Origin of the sequence: Caballeronia sp. SL2Y3, assembly GCF_022879575.1 — a bacterium.
Taxonomy (GTDB): domain Bacteria; phylum Pseudomonadota; class Gammaproteobacteria; order Burkholderiales; family Burkholderiaceae; genus Caballeronia.
This window is the reverse complement of record NZ_CP084261.1, coordinates 31,557-46,151: the sequence shown is the minus strand read 5'-3', so window position 1 is coordinate 46,151 and position 14,595 is coordinate 31,557. Positions and strand designations below refer to the sequence as shown.

Annotated in this window: 11 protein-coding genes and 3 CRISPR repeat arrays (2 of these 14 running past the window's edge); all 11 genes read right to left on the bottom strand. The window is 62.3% G+C overall.

The window, feature by feature from the left end:
* Positions 1 to 434: direct repeats of the CRISPR family, unit length 28 nt; unit sequence GGCCTATCTCCGCGTACGCGGAGGAACC (it extends 388 nt beyond the left edge of the window).
* A gap of 1,190 nt (positions 435 to 1,624) precedes the next feature.
* The 11 genes from LDZ26_RS13665 to cas3 all read right to left on the bottom strand — a co-directional run bounded on the left by LDZ26_RS13665 (position 1,625) and on the right by cas3 (position 13,110).
* Entirely contained in the window at positions 1,625 to 1,960 is a 336-nt protein-coding gene (locus LDZ26_RS13665; protein WP_244849717.1) for a hypothetical protein, read from the bottom strand.
* A 152-nt stretch (positions 1,961 to 2,112) separates the two neighbouring features.
* A complete protein-coding gene (locus LDZ26_RS13660) occupies positions 2,113 to 2,424 on the bottom strand; it encodes a hypothetical protein (protein WP_244849716.1) in 312 nt (103 codons plus the stop codon).
* Positions 2,424 to 2,816: a hypothetical protein gene (locus LDZ26_RS13655; protein ID WP_244849715.1), complete on the bottom strand. Its 393-nt coding sequence runs from the start codon at positions 2,814 to 2,816 to the stop codon at positions 2,424 to 2,426. The genes LDZ26_RS13660 and LDZ26_RS13655 overlap by 1 nt, the downstream gene beginning before the upstream one ends.
* Before the next feature lie 672 nt (positions 2,817 to 3,488).
* Positions 3,489 to 4,186: direct repeats of the CRISPR family, unit length 28 nt; unit sequence GGCCTATCTCCGCGTACGCGGAGGAACC.
* A gap of 92 nt (positions 4,187 to 4,278) precedes the next feature.
* Positions 4,279 to 4,578 carry a type I-E CRISPR-associated endoribonuclease Cas2e gene (gene cas2e, locus LDZ26_RS13650; RefSeq protein ID WP_244849714.1) on the bottom strand — a complete coding sequence of 100 codons (300 nt, stop codon included), beginning with the start codon at positions 4,576 to 4,578 and terminating at the stop codon, positions 4,279 to 4,281.
* Entirely contained in the window at positions 4,550 to 5,437 is an 888-nt protein-coding gene (gene cas1e, locus LDZ26_RS13645; RefSeq protein WP_244849713.1) for a type I-E CRISPR-associated endonuclease Cas1e, read from the bottom strand. The genes cas2e and cas1e overlap by 29 nt, the downstream gene beginning before the upstream one ends.
* Positions 5,438 to 5,452: 15 nt before the next feature.
* Entirely contained in the window at positions 5,453 to 6,244 is a 792-nt protein-coding gene (cas6e, locus tag LDZ26_RS13640) for a type I-E CRISPR-associated protein Cas6/Cse3/CasE (protein WP_244849712.1), read from the bottom strand.
* Positions 6,231 to 6,995 carry a type I-E CRISPR-associated protein Cas5/CasD gene (gene cas5e, locus LDZ26_RS13635; protein WP_244849711.1) on the bottom strand — a complete coding sequence of 255 codons (765 nt, stop codon included), beginning with the start codon at positions 6,993 to 6,995 and terminating at the stop codon, positions 6,231 to 6,233. The genes cas6e and cas5e overlap by 14 nt, the downstream gene beginning before the upstream one ends.
* A 1-nt stretch (position 6,996) precedes the next feature.
* Entirely contained in the window at positions 6,997 to 8,172 is a 1,176-nt protein-coding gene (cas7e, locus tag LDZ26_RS13630; protein ID WP_244849710.1) for a type I-E CRISPR-associated protein Cas7/Cse4/CasC, read from the bottom strand.
* 48 nt (positions 8,173 to 8,220) lie between these two features.
* The gene (gene casB, locus LDZ26_RS13625; RefSeq protein WP_244849709.1) at positions 8,221 to 8,847 is read right to left on the bottom strand and encodes a type I-E CRISPR-associated protein Cse2/CasB; all 627 of its coding nucleotides are present in this window, start codon (positions 8,845 to 8,847) and stop codon (positions 8,221 to 8,223) included.
* A complete protein-coding gene (locus LDZ26_RS13620; RefSeq protein ID WP_244849708.1) occupies positions 8,844 to 10,454 on the bottom strand; it encodes a type I-E CRISPR-associated protein Cse1/CasA in 1,611 nt (536 codons plus the stop codon). The genes casB and LDZ26_RS13620 overlap by 4 nt, the downstream gene beginning before the upstream one ends.
* 1 nt (position 10,455) lies before the next feature.
* Positions 10,456 to 13,110, bottom strand: coding sequence for a CRISPR-associated helicase Cas3' (cas3, locus tag LDZ26_RS13615; RefSeq protein WP_244849707.1), 2,655 nt, complete (start codon positions 13,108 to 13,110; stop codon positions 10,456 to 10,458).
* A gap of 332 nt (positions 13,111 to 13,442) precedes the next feature.
* A CRISPR array of direct repeats spans positions 13,443 to 14,595; the repeat unit is 28 nt; unit sequence GGTTCCTCCGCGTACGCGGAGATAGGCC; it runs 1,010 nt beyond the window's last position.

Below are 14,595 nucleotides of genomic sequence, written 5' to 3'. Positions count from 1 at the left end.
AGGAACCAATCCTGCATCTCACACCTGTAGCACGCTGACGGGCCTATCTCCGCGTACGCGGAGGAACCTCGATCTGCCCGGTCACAGACGCGCTCGACCAAGGCCTATCTCCGCGTACGCGGAGGAACCTAATGCCGGAAGACGCCCGGCTGCAATTCGCAGGGCCAATCTCCGCGTACGCGGAGGAACCGCTAACTTAGCTGGTACTAAACCTGTGGGACCGGGCCTATCTCCGCGTACGCGGAGGAACCCGGCTCGCCCTGGCGGTGTACCGTCCGGAATCGGGCCTATCTCCGCGTACGCGGAGGAACCCGCAGATTTGCGATGATGTCGTCGTTTGGAGAGGGCCTATCTCCGCGTACGCGGAGGAACCGCGTTAGAACCCCACGCCGCGCGGTTCTGCGGGGGCCTATCTCTGCGTACGCGGAGGAACCTCTCCCTCATAACTCGATGATCGAAAAGGCAAGACGCCCAACCCCATCCACCAAGAAATCTAGATTTTCAAAGAACAAATGTCAGCTCGCCTACCGCGCTTCTCGCCTCTCCAGATAAACCGCGTCCACATCTACGAGCTTCCTCGACGACGATCCCAACTGCGCGATCCCCATTCCCCGCCCGCATTTAGCTTCCGCCAGACCATCGCGACGTTGCCCCCTCCTCGGCGCCGTGCCACTCAGCGAGCATCGACCACATCCGCCCCCAGACCTCTGTTCATTTGCAGCGCCACGTACACGCCAGCCGACATCTCAAACGTCGACGAGGCCAAATTCGATTATCGGAGCGCGCGACGCCTTGGCTCGGCGCCGCGCCGCCCGATCCTTTTCGAAAATTCATCGGGGATAACGAATAGTTTCTCGTCATTGCAAGCAAGCGGCAGGTTCATCGCGGAACCACGCGATACATGTTGGTCAATCGCACTTCGGTTCTCAGTAGGTGGCACTGGGCATAGCTAAAGTTGACGGCTGTTTTACTTCATAAGGCTCGCTTTTGGCGCGCGACAATTTCGGCGTCAACTGCCTCTACGGGGTTAATCTCGTGGCCGCTTACCAATCTGATTTCCTTCTGTTGTCGATTTCGGCCCAATCCATCGTGTTCGCTGTCCGGAATTGGAAACGCGGTCGAAGTTCGGGAAACCGTGAACCAAGGTTGAGCATGACTAGCCCACCCAATTCGTGCAATGCTTGGTCCGTTATCGGCGCAATGCTGTCATCTCCGCGTAGCGGAATGTTCAGAGCGGAGCCGCGCGCAACCTCTCGACTGATGCAGTGCTGCACTTCTGCCTGATCCACCATGCAAACCTGGACTTGCTGCGTTTGCTCATTGAAAAATACGATGCTTACGCGTGCGGGTTTGGTCATCAAAAACCTGGACATGTTTGGTATTCGGAACAGGCTTTTCCTTTACAGACTGTATAAGCACGATTGTCTTGAGTCATCGCCCCGACGAATGCGCACCGGTCAAGGTCATGTCCTGTAAGCCGTGAAGCACTAGCTTTCGTCAAACTACTCGCCGGCCAAGGTACAGGTAGAGCAGCGCAACTGACGGAACAGTAGGGCGACTTCCGATGCATACGGGCGATCTCCGCGAGCGCCGGAGCATCCGGCAGATATTCGATCCCGGTCAATTAGCACCCACAGTCGTCTTTCAATTTCGGCAGCCCTGCATCAACTTCCCCCCATTCCATCGTGCCTGGCGTATCGAACTGGAACCGGGACCGGAGTTCGGGGTGTGCGATCCCTTGACTCAGCGCCGCGACTCCCGCGATCTGCCTCAAGACTTCATCGGTGATGGGCAATGTGTTGTCGTCATCTGCACCGAGCGGCAGGTTCATGGCCAGCCCACGCGAGAATCGTCGGTCGATCACGCTCTGCACTTCAGTCAGAGGCACGGTGCATAGCTGCAGTTGATGGCGGTTAACGTTATAGAAAACAATCGTAGCGCGTGGTAGTTGGGACATCATGGTCCTTCGTCGTCTCAACGTCGTTGCGTGGCGCTTATGTATTGTTTCGGTTCGGGCTGACCTAACGCCAGAAGGTTGCCCATGCGACGCCGAGTGCTTTTATCGCCAGCGGCTGTCCCTATAAGCCCAATTGTTTAAGCGACAAACCGTACTCAGTTTCCGCCGTCTTGATCTTTTTCAGGCGCAGCACCCCAATGCATCGGCTCCTTGAGAGTGAGACGCAGGCGCGCTCGCAGTTCGGGATGGTTCTGTGCCTGACTGAGAATGGCCATGTAACCGATCTGACGTGCGTGTTCATCCGTCACAGGTTCCGTGCTGAAATCTTGCCTGTCAGTGGGAATATTGAATACAAAGCCGGCGCGATCGATGGCCGACTGCACGCGATCGCGGAATGTGCCGCATAGTCGAAGTTGCTGGGTGTCTTCGTCATAAAACACGACCGTTGCGTAAAGACGTTTAGTCATCAATATCCTCGACAGGCTTGATGTCTTTCGAACGCACGCTCTTTGCAGAGCGCAAGCGTGCGCAGATCTTGGAAGGTGGCGCGAGCAGCCTCGCACATCGTCAGATTCATCTCATACTCGCCAAAGCAGTCCGCCTCATCGGCCTCGCTCACGCCTCTCGCTGCTAGGTCAAGCACATCGCCCAGCAAAGTATCCTCAGAATACTCGAATGGCGATGCGTCACTGAGCGGTGTGCTGTCATCGCCGAAGCTCATCGCTTGCGAACTGGCGTCATCAGACCCGAGATCGCCGGTGGCCGCCTCCGCGACCGTCATCATGATTCCAGCGAACTGCGAGCCGCCCTCTGTCAGCGGCGTAGCGATGCGCCCGTCTGGCAGCACGTCACCCGGCATCGACCGGAATAGCGCAGGCCCGTCTTCAGCTGGAAGCCTCTGCCATGACCGGGCGACACGCCCGAGCGCGCTGCCTGGTCTTTCTGGCGCAGCTTTGCCATAAAGCTGCGACGGCGTTACCGTCGCATAAAAGGGACGCGGTGGCGGCTCCACGCGACCGCCCGAGCCTGGTTGTCGCGACTCCCGTGGGGACGAGACGGCCACAATGTCGCCGCTTGCCACCCTGTCCTTCAGCCGACGCAAGACGTCCGATGGATGGATGTCTGGGACAAGTATCCGCCGCTCGTATGCCTGCCCAGGAACCTGCGCAGGCTGTCCGACCCGTCCACCGATAGGTGAAGTGTTTGTGCTGATTCGATCGCTCGGCGCGCCTCGAAGTCTCCCGATCTGATCCATTCGTTGCGGGAATACAAGGTGACGTCAACAAAGCCAACCGATAACCGACAAGTCATGATGTGCTTCTTTGCCTGCTTCTTTTCATTAGGAAAGCAGAATATCTACTTGAAGCGTTTCTGTGCCGGCTGTTGCGCGTCAAAAATTGTGGGCGGTGTAGTAGGTATGGGAGAGGCTTTCCCGTTCCCATGAGGAAATCGCGTGCGGGCAGAACGGCAGAGACGAGAGTTGCAGTTGGTCAGCGTCTGCCTGCGCCGGCCGTGGCCCGCGATGACGACGGGCCTATCTCCGCGTACGCGGAGGAACCTACAAGACGGCTGGCGGACGAACACCACCGCCGGGCCTATCTCCGCGTATGCGGAGGAACCTGAGGTCCAGTCCAGAACCAACAGTCTCCCGACGGCCTATCCCCGCGTACGCGGAGCAACCCGGACGCGCGCCATTTGCGTCGTCGCCTTGTTGGGCCTATCTCGCGTACGCGGAGCAACCGCCAGCCCACTGGTGCTTGAGTTCCTTGCTGGGGGCCTATCTCCGCGTACGCGGACGAACCTCATAGCCGACGCTCACCGCCTGCTGCGCCATCGGCCTATCTCCGCGTACGCGGAGGAACCGAGACGATATCGCCCAGACCGGAGAGCGGCGTGGGCCTATCTCCGCGTACGCGGAGGAACCGTCGCCAAACGGACCGACGACCAAACAGCGACGGGCCTATCTGCGCGTACGCGGAGGAACCCTCTGTGCGCGAGGCGCGGATCGGCATCGTTGGGGCCTATCTCCGCGTACGCGGAGGAACCCTGAAGCGCGACGACATTCCGAACGGCTGCGGGGGCCTATCTCCGCGTACGCGGAGGAACCTGCGCCAGCAGATTGCCACCCAGACGGCGACGCGGCCTATCTCCGCGTACGCGGAGGAACCTCGCGTCGTACCAGACACTACTGGAGATCGCGGGGCCTATCTCCGCGTACGCGGAGGAACCTCTCCGTCATAACTCAATGATTGAGAACGCAAATTGCCCAACCTGATCCATGAAAAAAGTCCAAATTGCCAAAGAACGAACGTCACCCCAACCTACCGCCCTTCCCGCCTAACCAAATACATCCCATCCACATCCACGAGCTTCCTCGCTGGCGATCCCAACTGCGCGATCCCGATTCCGCCGACCGCATCGAGCTCCCGCCAGACCATCACCACGCTGCCCCTCGGCTCCGCGCCATGCCACTCGGCGAGCACGGACCACGTCCGCTCGCGCACGCCTTTGTTCATCCGCGGCGCCACGTACACGCCAGCCGACACCTCGAGCATCACCGAGGCCAGATACCCCCGAAAGCGGTCCGCCACGTCACGCGTCACCACTACGACCAGCGCCATCCGCCTCCTCCAGCTTCTCGTCGACCCTCAGCACCTGCTTGATACGATCGATCATCGCGGGAATCACCTGCTGCTTGCGAAAGACGCGCGCCGCCTCTCGTCGCACGAGCCGGTCGATGGTCTCCGCGCCACGCTCGGCCTGCTTGACCGCGGCAAAGGCTATCGAGAGCGTTACGTCATCGCGGAAAAGATCAGCGATATCCAGAACGAATGCCTGACCCGAATCCTCGTGGATGAACCCCAACTGCGGCACCGCCGCCAGCGCCTGCACGGCGATGGCCGCGGCCGCCTGGACCGCCGTCGCCGCGTGATTGATGGCCTGATTGGCAAGATCGGCGGCATCCGGATTCGCGCGGTCGTAGTGCCGTCCATTCCAATCGATGCCGAATTGCTGGGCGCGTAGCCGATAAATCGTCTTCACGCGCGCCCCTTCGATGCCGCGCAGCGTATCCAGATCGCGATGCGGCAACACCTCGCCCAGCCGCAGCGCATACATGTGCCGCGCAACGGCCAGGCGTCGGCGCGCGCTGCTCCACAGCTCGGCTTGCCGCCGCGCGACGTCCGAGCGATCCGGCATGAGCGGCAACGCGGTGTAACTGCGCACCCCGCTCGCGCCGACTGCGGCAAGCACGGTGCCGTGGCGCGCGAGCAAACGCAGTGCGTCGTGCGTCACGCTGCCGCCCGGGCCGAGCAGAATCATGGATACCGACTGATGCGGAATCTGATCGACGTATTGCCCGCTCGTGAAATGCAGGCACCCATCGATGACGCTGAGTTCGCCGCGCTCCAGCCACAGCAGCCCATGGCGATCCCCATGCGGCACCCGCGACGTGTCGAGCGGGAGCCGCCCCTTCAGCATGTCGCGCCTGCGCGATCAACCGTCGATAGACGCGGGCTTCAGCACCAACATGCCGAACCCGAACGCGCGATGTCGTCCGACGCCGCGCGCAAGCAGCCGAGCGAAGGCATCCGACTCTTCGACGCGCAAGTGTCCGGTGAACACCGCATCGGGGCCGTCAATGGAACGTGACTGCCGAGGCGTGCCGTCGCCGGAAACGGCTTGCGTGCGACGAAGCACCGGCCTGAGCTGGAACCGCGTCATGCGAGCTTCGACCAGACTGGCCGCTCCAGTCGACCGGAACTGTTCGTTCAGCCATTCGGCGTAGACGGCCTCGCGTCGCAGATCGTCGTCTTCGGGTCTTTGCGAGCACGCGACCAGGAACGCATCGCGTTCGCGGGCTTTTTTCTCGTCGGCGCGTTCGCTGACTTTTTTCTCGTCAACGCGCTCGCGGCGGCGCGTGGGCCGCACGCGCACTTCGAAGCCCAGCACGCGCCCCGCCTGCCATTGCGTCGGAAACGCGCGGATGTTGAGGCCCGCGCTACGCGGGCCTGCATCGAGGCCGAGTGCATCAGCAAGTTCGGGCGCGGCGCAGAGCGCGCTCGCCTCCCGCAACGCCTGCGCGGAGTGTTGGGAATAGGCGATCAGCCCGGCGCGCGCGTCGCGGTAATAGAAAGGCTTGGGCGCAAGCGGACCGAAGACTGCGTGCAGCGCCGCGTGCAATGCGTAGCCGAGATCGCCGCCGGACGGCAGCACGCCATGCCGCGATGCCCACAGCCCGAACTTCTGCGGATCGGGCTGACAGTGAATGAGATTAAGCGCGGTCATACGAGAATTCCGGCGATATCGATGGATGTTCGACGAACGATGCCCGCTTCGCGCTCATTTCCAGAACGGGACGCCATCCGCCATGCACGCCGCTCGTCCAGTTGCGCTCGTCGCAGACGTCGAGCGCCTCTGTCTTTCCCTCAGGCACCGTGCCTTCGTCTTTCGGCCATTGAATGCGGAAGGCGTCATCGGGCGTGCCTGGAGGCAAGGGCGCGCGCAGCAGCGCATCGAGCACATGCTCGGCGTCGATGAAACCGGCGAACACGCGCGTGGACGGCAAGCATGGTTTGCGTCCGATAAAAAGCGGACGCTGCGGCCGGTCGAGCGCGCGAGCGATGTCGGCGAGCGTGGGCGACTCGTCGGCGGGTTCGAGCCGCAATGCGACCAGCGCATCAAGGCCGGCGTGGTAGTCGCGGTATCGCAGGTGCGGGCTTTTGTAGGTATCCTCGCCGCCATCGCGCGACTCGGGAATGCCTCGCCACGTCCAGCCGCTATCTTTCCTCGAGATCTGAGCCGTCTGGAAGTCGCAGAGCCGCTCGCCGGAATTGTCCAGCCGCGTTCCCATCAGGAGACGCGTCTGAAGGCGATCATGTTTCCCGCATTCGCCGCGATCCCAACCGAGTGCGTTCGCGATCATGCCGGTAATCATCGATAGCGCCGGGAAATCGCGGATCACGCCGTACCTGTCGATTGCCTCGCCTCCGAACGCGACGAGCGGCGCACGCAGGCGCATCAACATGTGACGCCGCATCTCACGCGCCCTTGACGATGCGCGTCTGCACCCAATTCGCGAGCTTATCCAGCGAAAAGTGCTTGGCGTTCGGAATATCGGCGGGATTGAGAGCGACAAAGCCTCGGTCCAGCGCGCCGTATGCGGCATCGTGCTTCTTCAATTCCTGCGCGATGCGATCGACAGCGGCGTTTCGTATGTCATGGCCCTTCAACGGCAACGCGGTTTCGAAGGCCGCGCTCAGGCTGCGCGGCTGCCAGTCTCCCGTCTCGACCAGCATGAGATTCGCATAGCCGAAAGGAGCGGTCGATCCGCGTTTGGCGCCGGGGCTGACGGTAGCAATCAGATGCAAGAGGTGATGCACGACCTGAGCAGCAAGCTCGCGCCGGTCCGGCGATGCATTGAAGCACTCGCTCGCGGCGATGCCTTCCAGATTCGCCACCAGTTGCGGAATGTCCACGACGACGTAACCGTAGTAGAGGCCAGATGCCAGTTCGGTATCGAAGAGGCCTGCGGAACCTTGCTCGCCGGCTTCGCGAAGAAGGTCGTCGACAACGGTGAAGTAGTCGTTCTCCACCTGCGCCTCGTGGACCGTGAACGCATGTGCGACGTACACAGCGGCATCGCGCTGAGCGAGCACATCGGACGTCACCATGCGCCCGAACAACGCCGATTCGAGACCGCTGCCATGCTTGAGCGCAACGATATTGGCGGCTTCGCTCTTCAGAAAAGCAGCGACTGCCGCCTTGAGGCCGTCTTCGTCCTGATGCTCGCGCGCAAGGGCCGTGCAACGTTCGACCAGGTAGTTGATCTCCGCCGTGCCGAGCAGCACCGCCTGACCTGTCTTGACCGCTTCGTCTCCCTTGCGGGGCTTGCCGGCTTTGTCCAGAAGACCGCCGAAGCGCAACGCTTCGACGGCTGTCTGAGCCAACGCCTCAGAGACGCCGTTCTTGACCAACTCGTCGCGGACCAGCGCGAGCGTTTCCCGCGAACGGACGGCCATCGGAACGCCGAGCGTCGAGAGCGCATAACGGTCTTCCGCAACTCGCCAGTGCCGTTTCAAGCATTGCGACGAAATGCGCGTGCGAATGGCATCGCCCATAGGCAGCCGCTTGGCCATGCCCGAATCGTCGCGGTTGAGCAAGGCGGCGGAATAGCTGTGCAGCGTGTGAATCTGAATAAAGCGCGGATACGTCATTTCATTGTCCTAAACTTGTCGAACGTTGTTGCCACCGGATACCGCCCTTCACTCGTCCCGCGATTCGCTGGGCATCGCCGAGAAGAACCCATGCGCGATATCGAGGCGAGTCTTCTCAGCGATACGCCGTCCCTTGTCATCGCGCGCGCCCTCGTTCAGGACGAGCCTCGCGAGTTGTACCCAGTTCGGTTTCACGCTTTTGCTCGCCAACAAGCGAAGGACACGGCGCAGCAACTGGAAGAACACCGTTCCGCGCGCGTCGAGCAGCCGCGTCACGCGCGCCTCCGACACACCGGCCGTCGCGAGTTGCCGGCCAAGATTCGCGCCGATGCCGCCGCTCTCCGCGCCCCGATCGTGCCCGGCAAGCGCGATGCCGTATGCGATGAACGCCCATCGGCGCCATCGGTCGAGACTCCAGTGAATGGTGTCCAGCTTCGCGCGCTCTGCGGCGTGGGTGAGCGCGGCGATTTGCGCGGTGGTGAGTTCCTCGGCTTCCGGGTCGAGACGCGCGAGCGCCACGCGGTCGTTCTTCGATGCCTTCACGCCCTCGCCGGCGTCTTTCAGAAATGCAGCGATGGCTTCTATTTGGTAGCTCAGGCTGGGCGTCGCAGTCTGTACAGCAGCTTGCCCCGCAGACTGTTCCGGTGCTCCGGCCGATGTATCTGTCGACTTCATATCGCACGTCCTTGCATATCCGATTCCATAGCTGCCTTGCGCGCTTGCGAACGTTGCTTCAATACGCGCGCCATGGTCTGCAATTCCTCCTTCTTCTTTAAATGAATACCGATGCGAAACCGCGAGAGCGCTGTGCTCTGCGCACGGTATCGCCGCGTACTCGCGCGCGGCCCCGCGACGAACGCGCGAGTCAGCACCTTTTCCGCGCGGTCCGCCAGTTCAGCGAGCCATTGCTCGTGCGCGAGTTGCCGTTCTTCAGGCGTGTTGCCATCTATTTCCACGATCAGGTCGTCAAAGAAGCGACGGTCTTCGGCCTGCTCGAATGACTTCGCGAAGCGACTCGCCTTGTCCTTAATGTCGTCGGGAACGCTGTCTTCTCCGTTGCCGAATAGAGCACACAGCGCACTCCATACCACCGTGCGCATATCGCCGATCACGCTGATACGCCTGTCGGCGGCCTGGGCGAGTTCATCGATGCGGCCGTTCAGGAAGGCCTCACGCATACTCCGGGATATGGGCATGCGTCGTTCGTGATAGCCCTCTGTCTTTCCCTGCCCCCGCGCGACAGCTTGCGCGAGCAGCACGATGCCCTTCTCGCCGTCGTCGCGCGTTATCTTGCGAGTGATCGTCTCGGCGTAGTCGCCTTTGAACGCGAGCTTGCTCATCAGCTTGTAATCGAAGCCCCGCGCCGTGATGGACAACGCTTCGCCACCCGCGACGGCGACGGGCGTCCACGCATCCCCCGTTGCGCCCAAACGATCTTTGGCCGCGATGCGCGTGGTCTTGCTACTCGTCGTAAGCGCGAGCAGCTTTCCATTCGCCAAGTCCAAACGCACGCGGCGGCACACTTCGATATAGAACGGATCGAGTTCGCTGAACGATAGACTGCTAACGCCGTCCCAGGGCTTCGTCCAGACCAGCGCAAGTCCGTTGGTCTCCTTGAGCCCGATCTCCTCGACGATCTTTTGACGATGCTGAAGCAGCCGCCGCGTGTCTCGCTGCCACCGTTTGCCCCAGAGTCCTTGCGGAACGGCTCCGAATGCCGGCCGGCTGGACAGACCGCCGTTCATGCGTGAGATGCCGTAGTTGCCGGCGCCCATGACGCCCTCTTGCGTCTGCAAACTCACGAGCGCGTACACCCAGTCCTCCGGCTGCGCGTTCGTCATGCGCGCGGCTTTCACGTCGTGATTGCGCGAAGTCACCAGCATGTCCAATGCGTCGGGCGTCACAAGCGGCGCTTTCTTCCACGTGCGCGATTCCCCTGGCGCGCACGGCGCTTGCAAAAAGGCCGGACGGTCGTCAGGCGCAACGAGCGAGAACGACGCGCCATCCGGATCGTCCGGCGTCAGAGCGAGAAGCGCCGCCCGCCATTCGTTTGCGGTCTCGAATGGCTCCGACCGCCCGGTTGCATGCAACGCAATCGCAGCGAGTTGCGTCAGGAAGGCATGCCACGGATGCCGTTGATGCGGACGCAGCGCAGGGAAGTCGCGCACCGTATCGGCAGTCATCGCGACGAACAGTTCGGGCAGCGTGGCATGGTGCGCGTGACCCGAAGCATCGCGATAACGCAGCAGGCGGTCATCCAGCAAGCGATGGTGAAGGTTCATGTCAGTCATCGTCCTTGCGCTCTGATCCCACACGCTCGACGCCGTAGCGACCATAGCGGAACACGGTCGCCCCAAGCGAGAATTCGAAGCCGTGCTCATGGCGCGTGACGTTCGAAGGCTTCGCGTCCGCATCGACGCCGTTCAGCATGTGATGAGGCAGGACGATACGCTGCACATCGACGCCGAACGGACCGGGCACGGGTGGATCGAATTCGACCAGGCGGTCCTCCATGCCAAGCCGGGTCGTCAAGCGTCGCTCGTCGTCCGGAAACAGGCGGTCGGAAAATGGCGCCTTGTAGTTCAGCGCCTGCCTGCGGGCAAGAGACCGCTCGCTCTCCTGCCCACTTTCGAGCTCTTGGCCGAGCTTTTCCCACGCGGGTCCGAGTTCGCTCTGGATCGCTAGCAAACAGTCGGGGTGCGTCGCGCGTTCGACCAGAAGACGGTTATCGCGCGGAATCACGCGGCATGGCGCCTCTACGATGAGTCGTCGGGTGGCTTCGATCATGCTCAGATCGGGGTACACGCCGCCGCCGTTCTTCGATCGCCCGAGTCCATTGCGAGGCTTGTGGAGATACGTTTCGAACGAATTGCCGGCTGGTGTCAGGACCCACGCGTGCGCGTCCCTGAAGCCTTCGGGCCGCTCTAGCGCATCTCGCTGTTGCCGATGCAGACGGCCGATGCGTTGCAGCAGCACATCCATCGGGCAGATGTCGGTGATGAGCAGATCGGCGTCGATATCGAGGCTCTGCTCGAGCGTCTGCGTGCCGACCACGATGCAGCCCTTCAGCGCCGACCGCCTCTTGCCGAGGCGCGATTCCACCGCTGCATCGAGCAGCGGACGGTCCTGGCGGCTGAAGTGACCGTGATGCAGCGTGACGACGCCATTCAGGTCGAACAGTATGCCTCGATCGCCCGAACCGTCGATGAGACGCTCGACGGCTTGCTGCGTCGCGATGGCCGACGGCACCGTGTTACGAACGATCAGCACGCGTGCGCCGCGGCTCGCTGCGTCGATCGCCAAACGCGCGATGCGCTCGTGGTCATCGATTGCGTCGAGCGTGGACCAGTGGACGGTCTTTGACGCGCCACTGGCCGCCAAGCTACGGATGTTCGCGCCGTCAGTCAGCGCGGGATAAGGCAAGGCGCGGGCTTGCTCCACGCTCGGCAAGGCGAGCGCCGCCGCCGACCGCTGCGCGATCTGCTGAAAGGGCGTGCGCTGCCTGGAACCGAGCGTCGCCGACAACAGCAACGCATGGCCGCCCGTGCCAACGTGCGCGGTCAACACCTGCTCCAGCAGTTGCGACATATAGATGTCCGACGCGTGCACCTCGTCGACGACCAGCAACGAACGGCTCAGCAAGGCATGACGCATGTGCGCGTGACGGACCATGAGCCCGGCGAGCAGAACCTGGTCGATGGTGCCGACCGCGATCGTCGCCGCGAGAAAACGCTTCGGCGATTCCGCCGCCCAGCGCGTCGCGGCTCTCGCGTCGCCGGGGTGATCGGACCATTGCACGATGAAATCCGGCAGCGCGATCTTGTCGCTGCCGTCGGCGCTTTCATAGCCCGGAAGCGCGCGAACGACAACGGGCGCGTCGAGCGGCCAGAGACTACGCACGAACTTCAGCACGCGTTCGTACACCTGTGCTGCGGCGACGCGCGTCGGCAGCGCGAAGTACAGCGAATCGACCTTATGCTCGGCCAGGAGCCGGACGAAGCGCCATAGCGCGGCTTCCGTCTTGCCGCTACCCGTCTCCGATTCGAGGATGAGCAACGGTCCGAGGTCACTGTCGCCGAGCGCGGCTTGCACGGGCCTCGGCGCTTTACCATCGAATGCGGACTCGAACGAGATAGGGCGTTGCAGGAGCTCGATGCGCGCGGCGCACGCATCGAGGCCGATTGTGGATACAGCACGTGTCGCGCGTTCTTCGGCCTCCGCTCGCGTCCGACGTGTGCCCGGATCGCTGTAGGGAAAAAAGCCGGGATGTGATCCGAGCCAATCCGCGAACTGGATGACGCCCGCGAAAAGATGAACGAACGCCGGAGTCGATGGCAGCGGATCCCCATCGGGCTCGAACGCGCGGGGGAAATCTCGCTGCAACTGCTCGCCGATTTTTCGTATTGCTTCTTTGGGACTGTAGATAACGGAGCCTGCGCGGTCTCGCACCGGCTTCCAGATGATCGGGTCTTGACCGTTCGGAGCCGGCAATGGACGGCCGTGATGCGAAAGACTCGCCAGCAGCAACGACTCCGCGTCCGGACTCCATGTCTTGATGGATTCGAGCGGCAAGCAGGAAGCGAGGTCTTCGTCCCGAAACAGCAAGAATGCTTCGACGCCATGACCCGCGGGCGACGGCCAGCCAGCCGGCGCGTTACCTTTCCAACGCTTTGCCTGGAAGCCGCTGTTTGCCTTGCCGAGATCATGGAGGCAGGCGAAGACCGCGAGCCGCTCGATGTCTTGCTCGCTCAAGGGTCGACCCGCCACGGTGTCGAAGGCGTTGCGCAAACGCGTGCCTTCTTTGAGCGCGGCTAGAAAGCAGGCGGCGACGTCCAGCATGTGGTCGTACAGCGGGTGCATGCTGCGTTCGCCGATGCAGTCGGCGGCGGCGCGGCTCAGTTTTCCCCACGGCTCTAGCGGATGCGCTTGCGGTTCCATGATTGCCTGCTGTGGTCCTCGTCGTGCGTTTTATCCCTTACAGCTATTTGTTTGGAATGCTTAGGTTAGCATCGACTACGGGCGGACAAGGCTTGTTTACGTGTCAAAGTTTATCGATGCAAGGAAGCAGCGATGTTGGCGGTTGCCTCGTTGCTCCATTGCTTTCGATAGCTGCGTTCGGACGGGCGAGGCCGTCCGCCGCACTCGCAAACGGCGCTCAACGCCCGCATTTGACAGCGGATTGTCGACTCACCATACTCGTGTGCAAAAAAGCGAATCCCAAACATCGGATATGCGGGTTGTTCTTTAGCATCATTGAGTTAGGTGGTAGAGGTTCCTCCGCGTACGCGGAGATAGGCCGTGGGAAATCACCGCTTCGAAGGATAATCTCGGGGTTCCTCCGCGTACGCGGAGATAGGCCCGGTATGCGCGCGGTGGTGCTGAAATTCGTCGAGGTTCCTCCGCGTACGCGGAGATAGGCCGGCTCAGAACCTCGTCGACTGGGCGCGCGACGGGGTTCCTCCGCGTACGCGGAGATAGGCCCACGGAAATTGATGACCGGCTGACGCGGTGCAAGGTTCCTCCGCGTACGCGGAGATAGGCCCGAAGTCGGGATGAAGGAAAGACTGTTGACCTCGGTTCCTCCGCGTACGCGGAGATTGGCCCGTCATAGACCCCTTCGGTGCGGTACTCGCCCGGGTTCCTCCGCGTACGCGGAGATAGGCCGGGAACAGATGCGGCGCATGGTCTTGCTGGCCGGGTTCCTCCGCGTAGGCGGAGATAGGCCCGCGGCGCAAGAGACGGGCGGGAACCTCTCGGCGGTTCCTCCGCGTAGGCGGAGATAGGCCCCCAGACGTCGACTACACGCACTGGCTCGGCCCGGTTCCTCCGCGTAGGCGGAGATAGGCCGGAGGCCGCGTAATGGGCGGAAAGCGCTGGAGCGGTTCCTCCGCGTAGGCGGAGATAGGCCCGTCGGCGACATGTCGGACATCGACGACCCTGCGGTTCCTCCGCGTAGGCGGAGATAGGCCGCAGAGACGATCATCGGCGCCGCCGCAGACGTCGGTTCCTCCGCGTAGGCGGAGATAGGCCTTTCGATGATCTCGGCTGCATGGGCCGCCCGTAGGTTCCTCCGCGTACGCGGAGATAGGCCCTTTCCCAACAAGAGTGGATCGATCGAGCGGTGGGTTCCTCCGCGTACGCGGAGATAGGCCCCAATGCCTCACATTCTCGGCACGTACCGTCTCGGTTCCTCCGCGTACGCGGAGATAGGCCCTCACGGCGGCATTAGACACTCCCGCTGCTTCTGGTTCCTCCGCGTACGCGGAGATAGGCCTTGCTGCACGATCAGTCTTTCCTGTATCGATATGGTTCCTCCGCGTACGCGGAGATAGGCCCCGCCTCCCACCGCATTCGCCGAGCCCCTCGCGGGTTCCTCCGCGTACGCGGAGATAGGCCCTCGAAGCGGATCGGTTCATTCGCTTC